Origin of the sequence: Millionella massiliensis (genome assembly GCF_900104655.1) — a bacterium.
Lineage (GTDB): Bacteria > Bacteroidota > Bacteroidia > Bacteroidales > Rikenellaceae > Rikenella > Rikenella massiliensis.
Genome location: NZ_FNWD01000002.1, coordinates 1,518,340 through 1,537,159, shown reverse-complemented (window position 1 = coordinate 1,537,159; position 18,820 = coordinate 1,518,340). Strand labels below are relative to the sequence as shown.

General features: G+C 58.2%; 11 protein-coding genes. 4 read left to right on the top strand and 7 right to left on the bottom strand.

The genetic code is table 11. The features are described 5' to 3' along the window. The first annotated feature begins 317 nt into the window (after positions 1-317). Together BQ5379_RS06025 and BQ5379_RS06020 are read left to right on the top strand one after the other, a co-directional pair. Complete coding sequence (locus tag BQ5379_RS06025) at positions 318-2,615, top strand: DUF4091 domain-containing protein (protein WP_083377622.1); 2,298 nt, start codon at positions 318-320, stop codon at positions 2,613-2,615. A gap of 266 nt (positions 2,616-2,881) precedes the next feature. Continuing rightward, positions 2,882-4,105, top strand: coding sequence for an alkaline phosphatase family protein (locus BQ5379_RS06020; RefSeq protein ID WP_071134603.1), 1,224 nt, complete (start codon positions 2,882-2,884; stop codon positions 4,103-4,105). A 326-nt stretch (positions 4,106-4,431) separates the two neighbouring features. Here BQ5379_RS06020 and BQ5379_RS06015 read toward each other — a convergent pair whose 3' ends face one another. The 6 genes from BQ5379_RS06015 to BQ5379_RS05990 all read right to left on the bottom strand — a co-directional run bounded on the left by BQ5379_RS06015 (position 4,432) and on the right by BQ5379_RS05990 (position 14,242). After that, the gene (locus BQ5379_RS06015) at positions 4,432-5,940 is read right to left on the bottom strand and encodes an alpha-L-fucosidase (protein WP_071134602.1); all 1,509 of its coding nucleotides are present in this window, start codon (positions 5,938-5,940) and stop codon (positions 4,432-4,434) included. A 294-nt stretch (positions 5,941-6,234) separates the two neighbouring features. Continuing rightward, positions 6,235-7,635 carry an alpha/beta hydrolase family protein gene (locus BQ5379_RS06010; RefSeq protein WP_071134601.1) on the bottom strand — a complete coding sequence of 467 codons (1,401 nt, stop codon included), beginning with the start codon at positions 7,633-7,635 and terminating at the stop codon, positions 6,235-6,237. 179 nt (positions 7,636-7,814) lie between these two features. Continuing rightward, entirely contained in the window at positions 7,815-8,423 is a 609-nt protein-coding gene (locus BQ5379_RS06005; RefSeq protein WP_071134600.1) for a TetR/AcrR family transcriptional regulator, read from the bottom strand. 16 nt (positions 8,424-8,439) lie between these two features. After that, positions 8,440-9,804, bottom strand: a complete 1,365-nt coding sequence (locus BQ5379_RS06000; RefSeq protein WP_071134599.1) for a TolC family protein — start codon at positions 9,802-9,804, stop codon at positions 8,440-8,442. A gap of 34 nt (positions 9,805-9,838) precedes the next feature. Further along, complete coding sequence (locus BQ5379_RS05995) at positions 9,839-13,036, bottom strand: efflux RND transporter permease subunit (RefSeq protein WP_071134598.1); 3,198 nt, start codon at positions 13,034-13,036, stop codon at positions 9,839-9,841. 3 nt (positions 13,037-13,039) lie between these two features. Continuing rightward, positions 13,040-14,242, bottom strand: a complete 1,203-nt coding sequence (locus BQ5379_RS05990) for an efflux RND transporter periplasmic adaptor subunit (RefSeq protein WP_394332051.1) — start codon at positions 14,240-14,242, stop codon at positions 13,040-13,042. A 179-nt stretch (positions 14,243-14,421) separates the two neighbouring features. On the opposite strand from BQ5379_RS05990, the gene BQ5379_RS05985 reads away from it, so the two are divergent. Both BQ5379_RS05985 and BQ5379_RS05980 read left to right on the top strand, forming a co-directional pair. Beyond that, a complete protein-coding gene (locus tag BQ5379_RS05985) occupies positions 14,422-15,273 on the top strand; it encodes a helix-turn-helix domain-containing protein (protein ID WP_071135563.1) in 852 nt (283 codons plus the stop codon). A 561-nt stretch (positions 15,274-15,834) separates the two neighbouring features. After that, entirely contained in the window at positions 15,835-18,279 is a 2,445-nt protein-coding gene (locus BQ5379_RS05980; protein ID WP_083377621.1) for a hypothetical protein, read from the top strand. Positions 18,280-18,535: 256 nt separating this feature from the next. On the opposite strand, the gene BQ5379_RS11025 is transcribed toward BQ5379_RS05980, so the two are convergent. Further along, the gene (locus BQ5379_RS11025; RefSeq protein WP_083377620.1) at positions 18,536-18,736 is read right to left on the bottom strand and encodes a hypothetical protein; all 201 of its coding nucleotides are present in this window, start codon (positions 18,734-18,736) and stop codon (positions 18,536-18,538) included. Between the last annotated feature and the right edge of the window lie 84 nt (positions 18,737-18,820).

Here is an 18,820-nt window from a genome sequence, read left to right as displayed (position 1 = left end):
TCCCATAGCGAGGTTTGACACGGAGGGGAAAAGTGTTCAAGGGCTTCATGGGGAAAAATCCGCTGCGAAGATGTCACGGCGTTGTCCGGCAGCGGGTGGCTTATTGTATTGTCGGCCCGAACCGAAATGTAGTGGAATTTCAGTATATGTCGTGAAAAACGGATTGGATAGGGCTGGTGTTCCTGTCGAATTTGGCCGTTCGGGCAGATTTCCATATTTTCGGACTTCCATTTGATTCCGGTCCGGTTCACACCGAGGTGCGTAGGGCCGGAATACCGTGTTGTGTATATTCATAACCCAAACCATACAAACCCGTCATGAAGAAAAACTGGATGTTGTTGCTGGGGCTTTGTGCCATGGCTGTGCCGCTACCGGCTACCGCAGTGCCGGAGACCGAACAGGTGGATCTGAACCACACGGCGACCGGCGGCTACGGATACCTGATCGCCCGGGATGACCGTGCCGCGCTCTGGTGGGCCGAAGGGGCCTACAAAGTGTTGAAAGATGCGCCGCTGCCGCAGCGGAACCAACCGGTCGTGCAACTCTCGGCCGCCCGCAACGAGTACGAATCGTTCGTGCTGGTGGTGACGCCGCAGCGCGAGATGGAGCAGTGCCGGATTGCCCTCTCCGACTTTGTCTCCGCAGCAGGCGATACGATTGCCGGCAGCGGAACCGAGATTCGCCGGGTGGAGTACGTGCGGGTCAATCCTCCGACCGACTATTATGGTCGCAAGGGCGATTTCCCCGATCCGCTGCCGCTGTACGAAGGTCCCGTGACGCTCAAAGCCGTGGAGAATACTCCTTTCTGGATCACGGTACACGTTCCCTCCAACGCTGCGGCCGGTGAGTATACGGCTCAGGCCACCGTGTCCGGCAGCGGCGGATGGCAGCAGAGCGTTCCCGTGAAGCTGCGGGTGCGAAACTTCACCCTGCCCGATACCCCCACGATCCGATCCGGCTGGGGCATGAACATGGACAATGTTGCCCGGTACGAGAACCTTACCACCGACGAACAGAAACGGCAGAAGTTCGAAAAGTACATGGAGATGTTTGCGCGGTACAAGATTGCGCCCTTCGATCCATTCGTCTACGCCCCGATCCGCGAGCAGGTCAGCGGTGTGGCCTGGCAGGGCGGCTTTTTCGATAGCCAGGAGAAGGTGGCCGGCACCTACGGTTACAAGGTGACCGACAATTCGGCGACCGAGCGGGTCGAAGCCACCACGCGCGAGCTGGTGCCCGTCGAGCCGGGACGCGCTTACCGGATGGAGTGGCAGGCCAAGAGTCAGGCTGACCAGCAGACCTATGTCGTGGGGGTCGAATGCTACAATGCCGAGCGCGAGCGGATCGTTTTCCAGAATCGTTTCGAGCAGTACTCCGCCACGCCCGAGTGGAAAGCCTTTGAACTGCCTCTGGGCACTCTCGACGAGGAGGTACGCTACCTCAAGGTCGTGTTGTGCAGTGCCAACCGCACGCTGAGCGGCGAGGATCGCGGAACGATGTGGTTCGACGAACTGGCCATCCGTCCCGAGGGGGCGCAGGAGAACATCCTGCCGGCCGGTTCGTTCGAGGTGAACCTCGACGAGATCGACATCCGGCTCGATTTCTCCGATTTCGAGCGGGCCGCGCGCAAGTATTTCGCTCCGCCCTATAACTTCAACTCGTTCCGTCTGGCGCTCAAGGGGCTCGGCTCGGGAACCTACTATTCGCGGCAGAACGGCCGTTTCGAGGGCTTCGAACAGGGGACGCCCGAGTATGAAAAGCTGATGCAGCGCTACCTGCAGCAGATTCAGTCCAACCTGGAGCGGATCGGCGTGCTGGGCAAGGAGTATATCTACTGGTTCGACGAACCCTCCGAAAAGGATTACGACTTCGTATATCAGACCAACAAGATGATCAAGGAGTATGCGCCGAAGCTCACGACCTTCCTGACGGAACACGTGGCCGGGCAGGACATCTCCGAGGTGACGGACATCAGCTGCACCATCTGGCACCAGCTCAACCACGACAAGATCAAACGGATGAACGACCGCGGACTGGAGTACTGGTCCTACCTCTGCGTATGGCCCAAGGCGCCGTGGATTTCGGAGTTCATCGACCACGACGCCGTGAACATGCGGATGTGGCTGTGGGGGTCGTATGTGCACCACCTGAGCGGCATTCTGATGTGGGAGACGACCTATTGGAATTCGCCCGAGGCCTCGCCCGAAGGCTATCTGCAAAACCCCTGGAAGGATGCCATGAGCTGGGTGACCGGCTACGGGTGGTCCTACGGCAAGCAGACCATCTGGGGCAACGGCGACGGTCGCTTCTTCTACCCCGAAAACCGCGATCCGAACGGCGACCGGACCACGGCCTATACCGGTTATCCCGTGCCGTCGATCCGGCTGGAGATTCTGCGGGCCGGTATCGAGGATTACGAGTACCTCCGCCTGTTGGAGCGTCTGGCCGCCGAAGCCGGTCGGAAACAGGCTGCGCTGAAACAGGAGGCCGAGGCGCTGTTGCAGATTCCCAAGTCGATTTACACCGACGAAAAGACCTACAACAAGGATCCGCAGGCGCTGCTCGACTATCGCGAGCGGGTGGCCGACCTGATTGAACGTTTCCTGCAGCAGTAGCGACCGGACCATGCGGCGGCAGGTTGCCGTCACCGAGCGAGCGGGCGCATCAACCTTTCGGTTGGTAGCGCCCGCTCTTGTTGTATGAACGGAGGTGGATTCGGCCCGGGGGAACGAGGTCGGTGTGTTCTGTGTGAAGTGGGGGGCGGGAGAGAGAAACGATGTCGGGTTGCAAAAATGGAAACTTAGCCTTAATTTCATCCGATTTTTTGCGATACCTGTGGATGTCGAAGAATCTGATAAACCCAATAAAACCCGAACTTGAAATGAAAAGACTCTTTCTGTTTCTGCTGGCGGCTTTGTTGCTGATGCCGGCAGCGGCCAAGACGAAAAAGGTTGTTTACATCATTATCGACGGAGTTCCGGCCGATATGATCGAGCGGCTTGAACTTCCGGCGATCCGCGAAATCGGCCAAACCGGCAGCTACGTGCGGCTCTACACCGGCGGCGAGGTCGGCGGCTATACCCAGACCCCGACCATCTCGGCTGTCGGCTACACCAACATCCTGACGGGATGCTGGGCCTGCAAACACAACGTATGGGACAACGCACCGAAACCGAACTACAACTATTGGACGCTGTTCCGGATTGCCGAAGAGCAGAAACGCGATGTGAAGACGGCGCTGTATTCGGGCTGGACCGACAACCGGACCGTGCTGATCGGCGAGGGGAAACCCGAGACCGGCGGATTGAAACTTGACTATGTGGCCGACGGGTACGACCTGGATACGGTCAATTTCCCGCGTGAGAAAGACGAGTTGCAGATATTCAAAATCGACGAGAAGGTTACGGACGAGGCCGCCCAGGGGATCCGTACCGATGCTCCGGATCTGAGCTGGGTCTATCTGTGGTACACGGATGACGCGGGCCATTTCTACGGGAACAGCGAGTTCTTCGACCGTTACACGCGCAAGGCCGACGATCAGGTGCGTCGCATCTGGGAGGCCGTGAAGTATCGCGAGGCGAATTTCGACGAGGAGTGGATGGTGATCGTGACGACCGACCATGGTCGCGACGACAGCGGTTACAATCATGGCGGACAGTCGCCCCGCGAACGGTCGTCGTGGATGGCTACCAACGTGAAGATCAATGAATCGCTGGCCGGGCAGACCGAACTGGCCCTGACCGACATCGCCCCGACGATTTGCCGTTTCCTGGATTTTGACGTTCCGCGCGACGTGCAGTGGGAGCAGGACGGGATTCCGTTCATTGGGCAGACCGACCTGGTGGAGCTGCGTTCGAAGATTGACGGAGGAACGATCGAACTGAGTTGGAAAAGTCTCAACGATAAGGCACGTGCTACGGTTTACGTAGCTCCCTCGAATAATTATCGGACCGGTGGCAAGGATGAGTGGGTGCGTGTCGGAAAGGTGAAGGTCGGCGACGAGGTATTCCGTTTCGATACGGCCGGGATGCCCTCCGACTTCTATAAGTTTGTGATCGAAACTCCGGGCAACCACCTGAACCGTTGGGTGGAACTGCCCAAGTAAGCGAGATTTCCCCGGTTGTTCCGCCGATTTTCGGTCGTGCGGTTTCGGTTGACCGATTTGGTCGCAGCCGGTTTGACGCAGAAGCGCGGTACCCTGCTTAGCAGGATACCGCGCTTCTGTATTTGTCCGGCCCGTGTTGTGGGGGCGATATTTTGCACCGGGCGGCGGGACGGTGGCCTGGGGTGGTCGGATGCGGGGGCGCGAAACGCATGTAAAAACCGCCCGAAGTGCTTCACGCTTCGGGCGGTTGGGGTAAAGGAGTTTGCGCGCTCCTCGGTTCCTGGGGGTTGGGTGCGGAGCGGGAAAATGGCGTTTTTTTGGGGGGGCTATTTCTTCCGTCCTTTCTGCTCGTGGTCGATGACGCAGAACTCGTAGATCGAGGCGGGGGCGGTGGCCTTCGTCACGCAGAGACGGATCTTCTCGGCCTGGTACTTCCGGCTCAGGCGGATCACCTTGCAGTCGCCCATCGGGGCCGTATCGGCATAGATGGTTTCCCACTGTCCGTTCTGCAGCAGGTCGATGTGGTAGGCCTGGATGCGGTTGGTGCGGTAGTTCGAGAAGCCGTCGTCGCCGTTGCGGGTGTCGCAGTATTCGAAAATCGAGATCTTGTCGAACGGCTCCTGCGGGTCGAGGTCGATGGTCAGCGTCGAGAGGGTGTCGGCCGCTGCCCAGCGGGTCTGCATCCCGCCGTCCACGGCCAAGTGGGCGCCGTACTGCCGGGAGTCGTCTTCATACACGGAGCTGGCTGTGGCCGGATGCTCCAGCGAACGGAACGCGCCGTTGGTCGGGAGCGGTTTGCCGCGTTTGAGTCCGAGGCGCTGGCCGAGCGAGATGATGGCTTCGGCTTCGTTCTCGCGGATGCGCCCCGTCTGGTCGGGCGGAACGTTCATCACCAGCGTGTTGCCGTTGTCGGTGCACCAGTAGAAGAGTTCCTCCAGCTCGTCGAGGTCGCGTACCGGCTGCGGGCCCTCCTTTTGGAACCAGGACCAGGCCTTGCTCAGGCAGACGGTGTGCTCGAAGGGCACGTAGTACGATTCGCCGTTGTGGAGATATTGTTTGTGGTCGCGCTTGTGGGCGATTTTGGGGTCCCACAGTCGGAAGTCGCTGGGGAAGTACTGGAATCCGTATCGGTTGTCGACGGTCATCGAGTCGGGCAGTGCAAACTGGCGCGAGCCGGGCGTTTGTTCGATGGTGTGGTTCACGCCCACGGCACAGTGGGGCTGGAGTTGTTTCACGAGTTTGTAGACGCGCGGCAGGTCCCAGTCGGCCACGGCACGGTCCCAGCCGCCGTCGAACCAGAGTTCGCACACGTCGCCGTACTGGGTGAGCAACTCGGTCAGCTGGTTACACATGTAGTCGATGTACTTGTTCTTGTCCGGGTCGCGGTATGAGGGGTCTTTACGGTCCCACAGCGAGTAGTAGACGGCAAATTCGAGTCCGTATTTGCGGCAGGCTTCGGCCACGGCCCCCACCACGTCGGTCTTGACGGGCGACGAGGCTACGTCGTAGGTGGTGTATTTGCTGTCCCACAGGCAGAATCCGTCGTGGTGTTTGGTCACCAGCAGCACGTAGCGGAACCCGGCGTCGCGGGCCACGCGGACCCACTGGTCGGGGTCGAGGCGGGTGGGGTTGTAGCGTTCCACGGGGATGCTACCGTCGGACCATTCGGTCTGTCCGTAGGTGTTCACACCGAAGTGGATGAACATCCCGTAGCCGCGTTTCTGCATGGCCTGCTGGGTGGCGTTGGGCGAGGTCGAGGGGGTGATCTCCTGGGCTGTGGCGGTCATGCAGCAGGCCGCGAGTCCCAGTAGTCCGGTAAGTAGTTTTTTATACATAATGGTAGGGGTTATTTGGGTTAGCAACTACAAAAACAGACGGGGTTCGATTGCGCGAACCCCGAGGGCGTGACGGCAGTATAAGTACCAGTCCTGTTTAGTGTGACAAAGATAGAGTATTTATCGGCAGGGGTGATGCTCTTATTGTTATTTTATTGCTTCTTTATGGATTTTTTACGGGTGGTATGGAAAAATCCACGAATCGTGTGGAGGGGATTCGTGGTCATAGGCGGGTGGAGGAAACAGCCCGGGGAAAACAAGTAGGAGCGGGTCGTGGGGATTCCGGACCGAAGGTTAAGGCTCGGTGAGGGACGGTTGTTGCAGGATCCACTGGGTGATGAGTTCCAATGCGGCCGGCGAAAAGGTCTCCGCGATGTAGGGATATTCGTTCGGCGCTCCGGTGGTGGCGTGCTGGAACAGGTGGTTCAGCCCTTCGCAGGTCTTGACGGTGACTTGTCGGTTGCCGCCCTGAGCGGTATATTCCTGAATCAGGCCGAGGTTCGTCTCGGCATCGACCTGCCGGTCGAGGGTGCCGTTCAGTGCCAGTACGGGACAGCGGGTCGCCTGAATGTACGGCTTGGGGTCATGCTGCATGTAAAAGCGCATCCATGTGGAGAGCGGTGTTGTCAGTATGATCTGTAGATTTTGCTGGACAGGTTTAGGTAGCAGCTGTTTGCGGTTGCCGGCTAACAGCACTCTCATAAGCGAGTCCTGCTGCGACCTCAGGTATTCGACCGGATAGCCTCTTTGCAGTTGGAAAATCTCTCTCAGTGCATCGACGTAGGCATTGGCCGACGAGTCAGGAGCGCCTTGTGCTCGCAGTATGTCGCCATTTTGTTGCAGCAGCAGGGAATCGCCGCGGGCAGCGGCTCCGGCGAGGGATACTACAAAACGGATGGCCGGGTTTTGGGCGGCGGCCATAAAGACAATCATTCCCCCTTCGCTGTGGCCGATCAGACCGATTCTGTTGCGGGCAATTTCGGTTCGTGTGGTGAGGAAATCGACGGCCGCCAACGCATCACGGGTGAAATCCTCGCTGGTTCCGGCTGAGAAGTTCCCACTGGATTGTCCCACGCCGCGGTCGTCGTATCGCAGTACGGCGATTCCGTGGCGGGTCAGGTGGTCGGCGATGACGGCGAAGAGTTTGTGGCCGTATATTTCCTCATCGCGGTTCTGCGCTCCGCTGCCGGTAACAAGCGCTACGGCGGGGAAGGGACCCGGGCCGTCGGGCAGGGTCAGCGTACCGGCCAGCGTGACGGAGTCGCGGGTGTTGGTGAAACGGACCTCTTCGGAACGGTAGGGAAAGGGCGGTTGGGGTGTCTGCGGGCGACGCAGGGCATAGTCGCCGCGGGTGAGGTTAAGGCGTAGTGGCAGCAGACCTTGTATGAAGGTGCCTCGGAGCGTATCGCCGGTGAGTGTGGCCTGGTAGATGGCGTTCAACTGGTTCCACCGGACGTTTAGCGAGGGGGCGGTGTAGGCGGCGGAGTCGGCCGGAGCCAGAAAGGATCCCTGGTCGGGGCTGTCGAGCGAGACGGTGTATGTGGAATCCGTTGCGGCGATGTGGAGCACGATTCGAAGCTCCTGTCCGCCGAAGCTGAGTTTGCCGCCCCAGTCTCCGACGATGGATTGGGCGTGCAGTGTGGGGGCGATCAGTATGCTGAGTAGGGAGAACAGTGTGTAAAGCAGGTTTTTCATGATGGCGGAATTGCGATGTAAGATAAGAAAAATGCAGATAATATCGGAGGGTGATGGTTCATGAATGATTCTTCCATGTGATGTGTTGTGCCATACAAGAAAAGGGGTCCGATGAATCACTCATCGGACCCCTTTCGCTGTCTTGGGAATCTTGTGTCCCTCTCGGGATCGCGTACCGCTTATACCGGTCGTTGTTTGGAGGCCAGGTAGGCATCGATGTAACTGATCTCTTCCTGACGGAAAAAGCCCCGCAGCAATACGTTGCTGAGCATCCGTTGTTCTGTGTACGAGACGACCCCCTGGCGACACTGCTCGAAAAGAATTCGGGTCAGGTTTTCGACAATGGTGACTGTCTCGACGAACGGAAGCAGGCAGTTGTGGGCCTGGCACTGGTTGAAGGCATCGAGCAGTTGCTGTTTCCAGAAACCCAGTTCCCATTCGATGAACGAGTGGTACTCCTCGTCGGGCAGCAGGTCGGTGAGCAGGGTGCTACCGAGGGTGTGCAGCAGACGGATGTAGCAGTTCAGGGTCTGGAATAGGGTCTGAACACTGGCAGCGGCCGACCGGTCTTCCCGGTCGGGCAGGCTGCCGCGTGCTTCGTTGGCGATGTCCGACAGACAGAGCCGTATCAGGCAGGTCTTCTGCGGGAACAACTGGTACAGGGTGCGTTTGGAAACTCTCATTCCCCGGGCAATGTCGTCCATGGTCAGTTTGCTGACCCCGTGGCGGCAAATCTCCTGCCGGACGTAATCGACGACTTGTTTACGGGCTGTTTCTGATCGTTTCATGCGTCAGTCCCTTCGGTTACAAGCGGCCGCCACCGAGGGCCTGATAGAGGGTAATGATACCTTGGATTTCGGTGAAGCGGTTGGCTACCTGGTTCAGCTGGGCGCTCAGCAGACTCTGTTGGGCGGTCAGCACTTCGAGGTAGGTGGTGTTGCCGTGTTGCATGAGCAGCTGGGTGCTGGTTGCGGCGGTCTCCAGTGCGGCTACCTGTTTTTCGTACAGGTTGGCTTTGTTGCGTGCGGTCTGGTACTGATCCACGGCTTCGTTGACTTCGACACCGGCGTTGAGCAGGGCCTGTTCGAAGGCCAGTTGAGCCTCTTCCTGTTGTGCTTTGGCAATGCGCAGCTGGGCGATGTTGGCGGCACGGTTGAAGAGGGGCTGGGTCAGCGAGGCAACGGCCGAAGCCAGGAATTTGCCGGGGTTGACGATCATGCCGCCGGCGCTGTTGGTCCATCCGGCGCTACCGCTCAGGGTGATGGTCGGATAGAAGGCGGCGCGGGCTGCATTGGTGCCGTAGAAGGCCTGAGCCAGGCTCTGTTCGGCGCTGCGCACGTCGGGACGGTTCGAGAGCATCTGGAGCGGAATGCCTACCGAGAAGCTTTCGGGGAACTGTTGGCCGGCGAGTTTGCCGCGTTCGATGGTGCGGGGCGTTTCGGCCAGCAGCAGGCACAGGCTGTTCTGAGCCTGATTGATCTGCTCCTTGAGGTCGTGCACGGTGGTGCAGACGCTGTAGTAGGTGGCTTCGGTCTGGGCCAGGGCGGCTTCGGTCACCATGCCGGCCTCTTTCATGGCACGGGTGGTTTCGACGCTGGCTTTCCAGGCTGTTTCGGTCTCGACGGCAATCTCGTACTGGGCGTCGAGCATCAGCAGCGTGTAGTAGGTGTTGGCCACGCCGGCTACCAGTTGGGTCTTGACGGCCTGGGCATACTCCTTGGTCTGTTCATATCCGGCCAGGGCCTGACGTTTGGCGTTGGTGAGTTTGCCGAAGATGTCGATCTCCCAGCTGGCTGCCACCGGAATGGAGTAGGTTTGTGATGCTTTGCCGCCGTCGAAGCTGCTGACGGTTCCCTGGGGGGTGAAGTTCAGTGAGGGAACGTAGGCCAGACGGGCCGAAAGCAGTGCGGCTTCCGCTTCCTTGATTTTCAGGTGTGCGGTCTGCATGTCGGTGTTGCGCACCAGGGCCGAGTCAATCAGGGTCTGGAGGTAGGGGTCGGTGAAAACCTCTTTCCACGTGAGGTTCCCGAAGCTGGCGGTGTCGGTGGCTGCGGAGAGCTCTTCGCCGTAGAGCTGGTCGGGGACCGTGGTGGCGGGTTGGTATTTTTTGTAGATGCCGCAGCTGCTCAGGGTGAGTGCAGCTGCCGACATCAGAATTATTTTCTTCATACTTCCTTTTTTCATGGTTAGAGAAGCTCCGGGATTATTTGAGTCCGGCTTCGTGTAAGTCTTTTTCGGTTGCTTGCATCTCTTCCTGGATTTCCCAGTCGTCGGTCTGTTCGACCTGCAACGGGTGGATTTTCTCCTGGAGCCACTGGAAGGCGATGAAGAGCGAGGGCACGATGAAGAGCAGGGCCAGCGTACCGATGACCATACCGCCGACGGCACCCGAACCCAGCGAACGGTTACCGTTGGCACCTACGCCGCTGGCGGCCATCAGAGGCAGCAGACCGAAGATCATGGTCAGGGCGGTCATCAGAATCGGGCGCAGACGGGCTTTGGCGGCGCTGACGGCGGCTGCCGTGAGGCTCATGCCGGCGTGGCGACGCTCGGTGGCGTACTCGGTCAGCAGGATGGCGGTCTTGGCCAACAGACCGATCAGCATGATCAGACCTACCTGGAGGTAGATGTTGTTTTCGAGACCCATCATCTTGGCAAAGAGGAAGGTCCCCATCAGACCGCACGGTACGGCCAGCAGCACGGCGAACGGAATGACGAAGCTTTCGTACAGGGCGCACAGGATCAGGTATACCATCAGGAAGCAGATACCGAAGATGATCAGCGTGGTGCCGCTCTGCTGGCTCTCTTCACGGGTGATACCCCCGAAGTCGTAGCCGTAGCCGATGGGCAGTGCGGCCATGGCGGTTTCCTGTACGGCGCGGATGGCGTCACCGGTACTGTATCCTTCGGCCGGCATGGCGCTCACGGCGATCGAGTTGTACATGTTGAACCGGCTGAGGGTTTCGGCGCCGTAGGTACGGGTCAGGGTGACGAACTGGCTCAGCGGGGCCATCTCGCCGCTCGACAGACGTACGAAGGTGTTGTTGAGCGACTCTTCGTCCAGACGGTATTTCGGGTCGGCCTGGATCATCACACGGTACACTTTTGAGAAGCGGTTGAAGTTCGATACGTACTGACCGCCGTAGTAACCGGCCAGGGTGCTCAGCACGGCATCGGTGGTGGTACCGGCGCGTTTACATTTGGCAGCGTCGACGTCCACCATCCACTGCGGGTAACGTACGTCGAAGGTGGAGTAGGCCATCGAGATCTCGGGACGCTGGTTCAGGGCGCCGAGGTATTGCTGCACGGTGGTGAAGAAGGTGTTCACGTCGCCACCGGTTTTGTCCTGCATCTGTACGTCCAGCGAGTTACCCATACCGTAACCGGGGATCATACCCGGCGAGATGGCAAAGATCTGGGCGTCTTTGATGTCGGCCGTGCGGGCGTAGATTTGACCGATGACGGCTTGTACGTTGTCCGATTTTTCGGGGCGTTCGTCCCAGGGTCTGAGTTTGGCGATGAACATACCGAACGAGCTACCCTGACCGGCCAGCAGACCGTAACCGGCAACTTTCTGCAGGTGGAGGATCTGGGGAATACCTTCGAGGCGCTGCTCGATCTTGTTCATAATCTCGTTGGTGGTGTTCAGTGAGTTACCGGCAGCGGTGCTGACGTTCACGAAGAGTACACCCTGGTCTTCATCGGGCACGAGGCTGGTCTTGGTGTTACGCATCAGGAATACCAGCAGACCGATCGAGCAGATGAGCAGACCCCAGGTGAGCCAGCGGTGTTTGATGAACGAGAGGACGATTTTTTTGTATTTCTCGCTCATGGTACCGAAGGCGGCGTTGAAGGCTTTGCGGAATCGGGCGGCGAAGTTGTTTTTCTGGGTGCCGTCTTCGTTCATGTAGGGTTTAAGCAGCAGGGCGCAGAGGGCAGGACTCAGGGTCAATGCGTTGACGGCCGAGATACCCACGGCCACGGCCATGGTCAGACCGAACTGGGTGTAGAACGTACCGGAGGTTCCGCCCATGAACGACACGGGGATGAACACGGCCATGAACACCAGCGAGGAGGTGATGACGGCGTTGCTGATCCCCTTCATGGCATCGATACTGGCCATGTAGGAGGAGCGGTAGCCGACGTCGAATCGGGCCTGAACGGCCTCGACCACAATGATCGAGTCGTCCACCACGGTACCGATCACGAGCACCAGGGCGAAGAGGGTGATCAGGTTGATACTGAATCCGGCCAGTGCCATGAAGGCGAAGGTACCGATCAGCGATACGGTGATACCGACCAGCGGGATCAGGGTCGAGCGTAAGTCTTGCAGGAAGATGTAAACCACCAGGATCACGAGGATGATGGCTTCGAACAGGGTCTTGACCACTTCATGGATCGAGGCGAAGAGGAAGTCGTTGGCACTCATCACCTGGGTCAGTTCGACACCTTTGGGGAGGGTTTTGGCGGCTTCGGCCAGGAATTTGTCGATGTTCTGGTTGATTTCGGTAGCGTTCGAACCGGCGGTCTGGAAGACCATCACCGAGACACCGGGGTGTCCGTCCATGGTACCGTGGTATGCGTAGCTTTCCTGTCCGAGTTCGATGTCGGCCACGTCTTTGAGGCGGAGGACTTCACCGTCTTCGGTCGAGCGGATGACGATTTCGCCGAACTCTTCGGGCTGGATCAGTCGACCGCGATATTTCATGGTGTACTGATAGGTCTCTTCGGAGTTTTCACCGAACGAACCGGTGGCGGCTTCGATGTTCTGTTCGGCCAGTACCTGGGTCACGTCGGACGGGATCAGGTTGTACTGGGCCATTACGTCCGGTTTCATCCAGATACGCATACTGTAGTCGCCACCCAGGATCATCAGGTCACCCACGCCCGAGATACGAAGGATTTCGGGTTTCAGGTTGATGCTGATGTAGTTGGCCAGGAAGTTCTCGTCATACGAGTCGTCGGGGCTGTAGAGCGAGAACATCTGCAGCATACTGGTCTGCCGTTTGGAGGTGGTCACACCGACCTGGGTTACTTCGGCGGGCAGCTGACCGGTGGCTTTGGAGACGCGGTTCTGTACGTTGACCGCTGCCATGTCGGGGTCCGTACCCTGTTTGAAGTAAACGGAAATATCGACGGAACCTGCGTTGGTGGCGGTGGAGGTCATGTAGGTCATGTTTTCCACACCGTTGATGGCCTCTTCGAGCGGGGCGATCACACTCTTTTGCAGGGTCTCGGCGCTGGCACCGAAGTAGGTCGTACTTACGCGGACCGTAGGCGGCGCAATGTCCGGAAATTGTTCCACGGGCAGGGTGAACAGCCCGATGATCCCCACCACGACGATCGAGATGGAGATAACCGCCGAAAAGACGGGGCGTTCTATAAAGTGTCTCAGATTCATGGATTAGTCCTCCTTGGTGGTTTGGTTATCCGCAGTGGAGTCGGCTGCAGCCGTAGCGGTCGGTTCGGTTGCGGGGGCTGCGGGAGTTGCGGATGCTGCGGCGGCGTTGGCGCCGGCTGCTTTGGGGGTGATGGGGGTACCTTCGCGGAGCAGACCTACGCCTTCGGCTACGATCACGTCGCCGGCGGTCAGACCTTCGTCAACGATGAATTCGGTACCGCCGTTCACGCGGGTTACCTGGACGGGAGCCGACTGGGCTTTGCCGTCTACGACTTTATATACGAAGCGTTTGTCCTGGAGTTCGTAGGTGGCCGACTGCGGGATGACCAGTGCACCGGTCTTTTCGGTCGGGATCACCACGTTACCCACGCCGCCGCTGTGGAGCAGGTTCTCGGCATTGGGGAAGACGGCGCGGAGGCTGACCGTACCGGTCGAACGGTCGATCACGCCGCTGATGGTTTCGATTTTACCTTTGTGTGCGTAGGTCGACTGGTCGTTCAGGATCAGATCGATTTCCGGCATCTGTTTGAGGGCTTCGTCTTTCGAACCGTACTGGCGGATGAGGCTCAGCAGCTGGTTTTCGGTCAGCGAGAAGTAGACGTACATGTCCGAGTTGTCCGACACGGTGGTCAGCGGCTGCGGGATGGCCGAGCTGACCAGTGCGCCCACACGGTAGGGGAGGGTTCCCACTACGCCGTCCGACGGGCTTTTCACTTCGGTGTACGAGAGGTTGTTGCGGGCGTTGACCTCCTGGGCTTCGCACTGGGCGAGCTGGGCTTTGGCTGCCAGCAGCGAGTTCTTGGCGGTGTTGAGGTCATAGTCCGAGATGACGTTCTTTTTGTGGAGTTCCACTTTGCTGTCGTAGGTCAGCTGGGCCGTTGCCAGCGATGCTTCGGCGGCCTGTACGTTGGCTTCGGCCGTTTGCAGGGCGGCTTTGTAGGGAACCTGGTCGATGATGAAGAGCGTCTGGCCTTTCTTCACGTGTTGACCTTCGGTCACGCACAGTTTGGTCAGCGTCCCGCTCACCTGCGGATAGATGTCGATATCTTGGCGACCGCGGATCGTTGCCGAGTAGGTGCTCGAAAGCATGCGATTCGTCGGTTCGACGGTCATCACGGCGTATTCGCTTGCGACTTGGGGGGTCGGGGCCTCTTTACAAGCTCCGATGGCCAATGCGCAGGCAGCCAGTAGTCCTGCCTGCTTCATTTTGCTTAACATGTTACTCATTTTTCGTTACCTATTTGGATTTTAGGTCACAAAGATATGGGCTTTCGTGCTTTGAAAACTCTCCCGAGTTAACTCAGTTTTGTTCATTTTCGGAATAACGACTCTTGGTAAGTTCATAATTTCGCTATTTTTGTCCTGTTTATTCAAGTATGGGTATGATGAAGAGGAACGATTCTGAAAAGGTGCTGCTGCAGAAAAACTTTATTGCCGGGACGTACAACCTGACCCACACCACCAACCGACTGTGGAAACTCGAAGGGGGGGCCATCTTTTTTTGCCGGCAGGGGACAGCCAGCGTGAATGTCGATCTGAAGGATTACCAGCTGACGCCCCAAACCGTAGCGGTGCTGATGCCCGGAACCATCTTCCGAATCGACCGGGTCAGCGACGATTTCACCATCTCGCTCTTCGGCTTCCCGCTGGAGATGTTTCACGAGGCCTCGTTCCGGATGGAGTTGAGTTTCTTCGGTTTTCTCAAGGAGTGTCCCTGTTACGTGATCCCCGACGAATATGTCGGGGTGGCCGAATCGATGATGCAGACGGCCAGCGCCCTGTATGCCGACACGCAGAATCGCTACCGGAACCAGATTGCCAAAAATCTGTTGCGCAGTTTTCTGTTCGACATCAACGACAAGTCGTACCGTCTTTTTGATCGGCAGCAGATCGAGGGTAGCAAACGACTCGACGGCCTGTTCCGGAAGTTCATGAATCTGGTGCACGAGCACTGTGCTTCGGAGCGTGAAGTGGCCTTTTATGCCGACAAACTCTGCATTTCGACCAAATACCTCACCTCCATCTGCCGTCAGGTGAGCGGTGCGCCCGCCAAGGCCATCATCGACAATTTTGCCCTGCTGGAAATCAAGGTGTTGCTGCAATCCACCGAGATGAGCATACAGGAGATCTCCGACCGGCTCAATTTTCCCGACCAGTCCTACATGGGACGCTATTTCAAACGCCACGAGGGCATTTCGCCGAAAGAGTATCGTGCCAAAGGCGATACGGATATGTAATTCAGTGGGAATGATGCCCTGAATACAGTGTAGAGCGGTTTTTCGCTCGGCCTGTTTGTTGTCTGTCGTTTTTGTTCATTCCCACACATCCCCGTTCATCTCTGCTCATTCCGTTTATTTTCGGTTGCGGGGAGATTTGCTGTTATTGCCCATCGTAATCGATTATTGTCGGCTATTGCAGACTATTGAGGTGTCAGTATAGGGAAGCGGATTTATGCCAATTTTCGGTTTTCGGGGCGGATCTATATCGAGGAACCGAAGCATGGCGTAATGCCCTTGGGTGCTTTGGGTGCGGTGGCTTAGATGGAAAAATTGCCCGTTCGGCGATTGAATACGGCGAACGGGGTGCGCAATATGTGGGAGGGATACTCACGGGCAAAATCCGGTTTTATTTTTTGGGGAGCGTGTGGGGAGCGTAGGTGAAGACGTGAAACGAGGAGTGCGCGTAGGCGATGTTACCAGTTGGTTTTTCTGGCAGAATCGGGGCTGACGCCTTGTCACGGCAGGGATTGTTTTGTACCTTTGCTGAGATACTAACCCCAAAATTCTCTTTCCCCATTCATGAAAAATCTTGGCAGATCACTGGCGGTTCTGGCAGCCGCCGCTGCGCTGTTGGTCTCCTGTGGAGACTCGGCGCTCGTGTCGCTCAAAACCGACGCCCTGCAGGTCGACATTTCGGCCACCGGACAACTCACCTCCATCAAAGACCTCACCTCCGGAACCGAATACATGCCCCAGGGGCAGACGGCTCCGCTGCTGGCCCTGCGGGTCGATACCGTATGGTTCGAACCCACCGCTGCACAGTGGGATGCCGCTGCCGGCCAGATGGTGCTCAGCTACGACGGCAACCGGACTGCCGATCTGAAAATCGAACAGAAAGAGGGCTATGTGACCCTCGAAATTCTCGGCGTGCAGTCGCCCGACTCGGTCGATATCGCCCTCTGGGGGCCCTATCCTACCACCATTACCCGGACCGTGGGCGAGTGTGTCGGCGTGGTGCGCGACTCGCTGTTTGCCTTCGGTATCCGTGCGCTTAATCCCAAGACCATCGGCGGCTATCCCTCGACCGAAGACGATGTCGATCCGGCATTCGATATCTTCGCCACCAACTCGCTGGTCGACGTGGCCGACTCCGTGAAGATCCTTTACCGCGGTCAGGCCGCCAAACACACCGACTTCGGGAGTGTCGTGCAGGCCTATGTCCGCAACCGCTATCGGGACCGCATCGAACCGATGTGGGGCCACGACTACTACACCATGCCGGCCTACAACGATGGCGGGCTGGTCGGCAGCAAGATTGCCCTCTTCGGCTGTCCCGAACCCCAGGCGCTGGACTACATTGAAAAAGTGGTTCTCGGCGAGGGGCTTCCCCATCCGATGATCGGTGGCGAGTGGGGTAAACGCACCCCCGAAGCTGCTGCGGCCTACATCATCTACCCCTTCAACGAAAAGAACATTGACCAGGCGATCGAGTTCACCAAACGCACCGGTCTGAAATACCTCTACCATGCCGGTCCGTTCAGCGAGTGGGGCCATTTCGCGCTGAATCCGGGCGAGTTCCCGTCCGGTTACGCCGGGCTGAAAGCCTGTGTCGAAAAGGCCAATGCGGCCGGTATCGACCTTGGCGTACACACCCTCTCGAACTTCACCACCACGAACGACCGTTATGTGACTCCGGTGCCCGACCGTCGACTGGCGGCTGTGGGTAGCTCGGTGCTGGCTGCGGCGGTCGATGCTTCGGCCAAGGAGATCGAAATCGCCGATCCGAAGTTCTTCAACCAGATGAAAAACAACTCGCTGCACGGGGTGCGCGTGGGCGATGAGCTGATCCGTTACGAAAAGGTTTCGGAGTCGGCGCCGTGGAAACTGCTGAACTGCCAGCGCGGTGCATGGGGCACCCAGGCTGCGGCTCATGCGGCCGGCGATACGATTGCCAAACTGATGGACCACGCCTACGGCGTCTTCCTGACCGACATCGATCTGACCAAAGAGGAGGCTCGCAACATTGCGCGGGTGTTCAACGAGACGGGCATCATGCAGATCTCGTTCGACGGTCTCGAAGGTGCCTGGTCGACCGGTCTGGGGCAGTACGGCCTGTCGATGATGATCAAAGAGTGGTACGACAACCTCGAACCCAAATACCGCAACTGCATCAACGATGCCAGCATGACCACCCACTACAACTGGACGATGTTCACCCGCATGAACTGGGGTGAACCGTGGTATGCCGGTTTCCGCGAAAGTCAGTTGAATCTCCGCCTCATGAACCAGGACTTCTATCGCCGCAACCTGATCCCCTGCATGCTGGGTTGGTTCACCTACGGTGCCGAGACCAGCATCGAGGACGTAAACTGGCTGCTGGCCCGTTCGGCTGCCTTCGATGCCGGCTATACGCTGGTGACCAATGGCGACGCCGTGGCTCGGAACGGGGCTTCGGACCAGATTATCGAGGCCATCCGTATCTGGGAAAACGCCCGCATGGCTCAGGCCTTCCCCGCAGAACTGAAACGCGAAATGGAGCACATCGCCAACGAATATGCGTTGGAAGAGGTGTCGGCCGACTCGTGGAATCTCTATCCGTTTGCCTTGCAGCGTTTCGAGCACAAGAACATTACGCGTCAGCCGGGCGAACCGGTGGTGGCCAAGTGGGCCTTCAACAATATGAACGGCCGTCAGCCGGTGCGTTTCCTGTTGCGCACGGACGACGAGTCGGTGTCGGACATCACCCTTTCGGTGGGCGGATATTCGACCGTCTCGTTCCCCGGCAAACTGGCCAAGGGTGAGTGGCTGAAGTACGACGGTGGTGCCGAAGCACAGGTGTTCGATCGGAACTGGCAGGTGATCCGCACCATTCCGGTGGACAGCTCGTTGCTGATGGTCGATCCGGGCGAGGTGACCCTCACCTTTGCCTGCAAGTTCGCTTCGCAGGATCCGGAACGCAAAGTCTCGGCCGAGGTGAAAACCAAGGGTGAGGCCCAACTGCTGACCGCCACGCGCAAACGTTAGCCTGGGAGCCGAACAGATCCCACGCGATCGGAAGGGAGCGTGCAAGCCTCTCCCCGTGTCGGGCTGAAAAAGCGGCGGGCATCGACAGACAACTGGTCTGTCGATGCCCGCTCCCTTTTATTTCGGAGTCTCTATGCTCTCTTTCCGAAAAAAAAGAAGCGCCTCTCATCCTCGGACAAGTGGGCCGGGAGAGAGGCGCTTCTTTTTCTGCAGGCGTTGCAAAAAAAAAGTCAGGCTGTCCACAGACAGCGCGGCACTATTTTACAACGGCAGCCGAATCGCAGGCGGTGGTGTCGCAAGCGGCGCTGTCGCAAGCTACAGTATCCACAACGGCAACTTCGGTCATTTCTACAACGGCGGTAGAGTCAGCGTTTTCCGAGTTAGCTGCACCGTTGCCGCAAGCTGCGAAACCAGCAGCGATGGCTGCTACACAAGCAAATTGGAAAAGTTTTTTCATGGCGGTATGAATGATATTGTTAAAACCGGGTGCAAAGATATATCATTCTCAGTAAAAAAGTTCAGTGAAAGAAAAATTTTTATA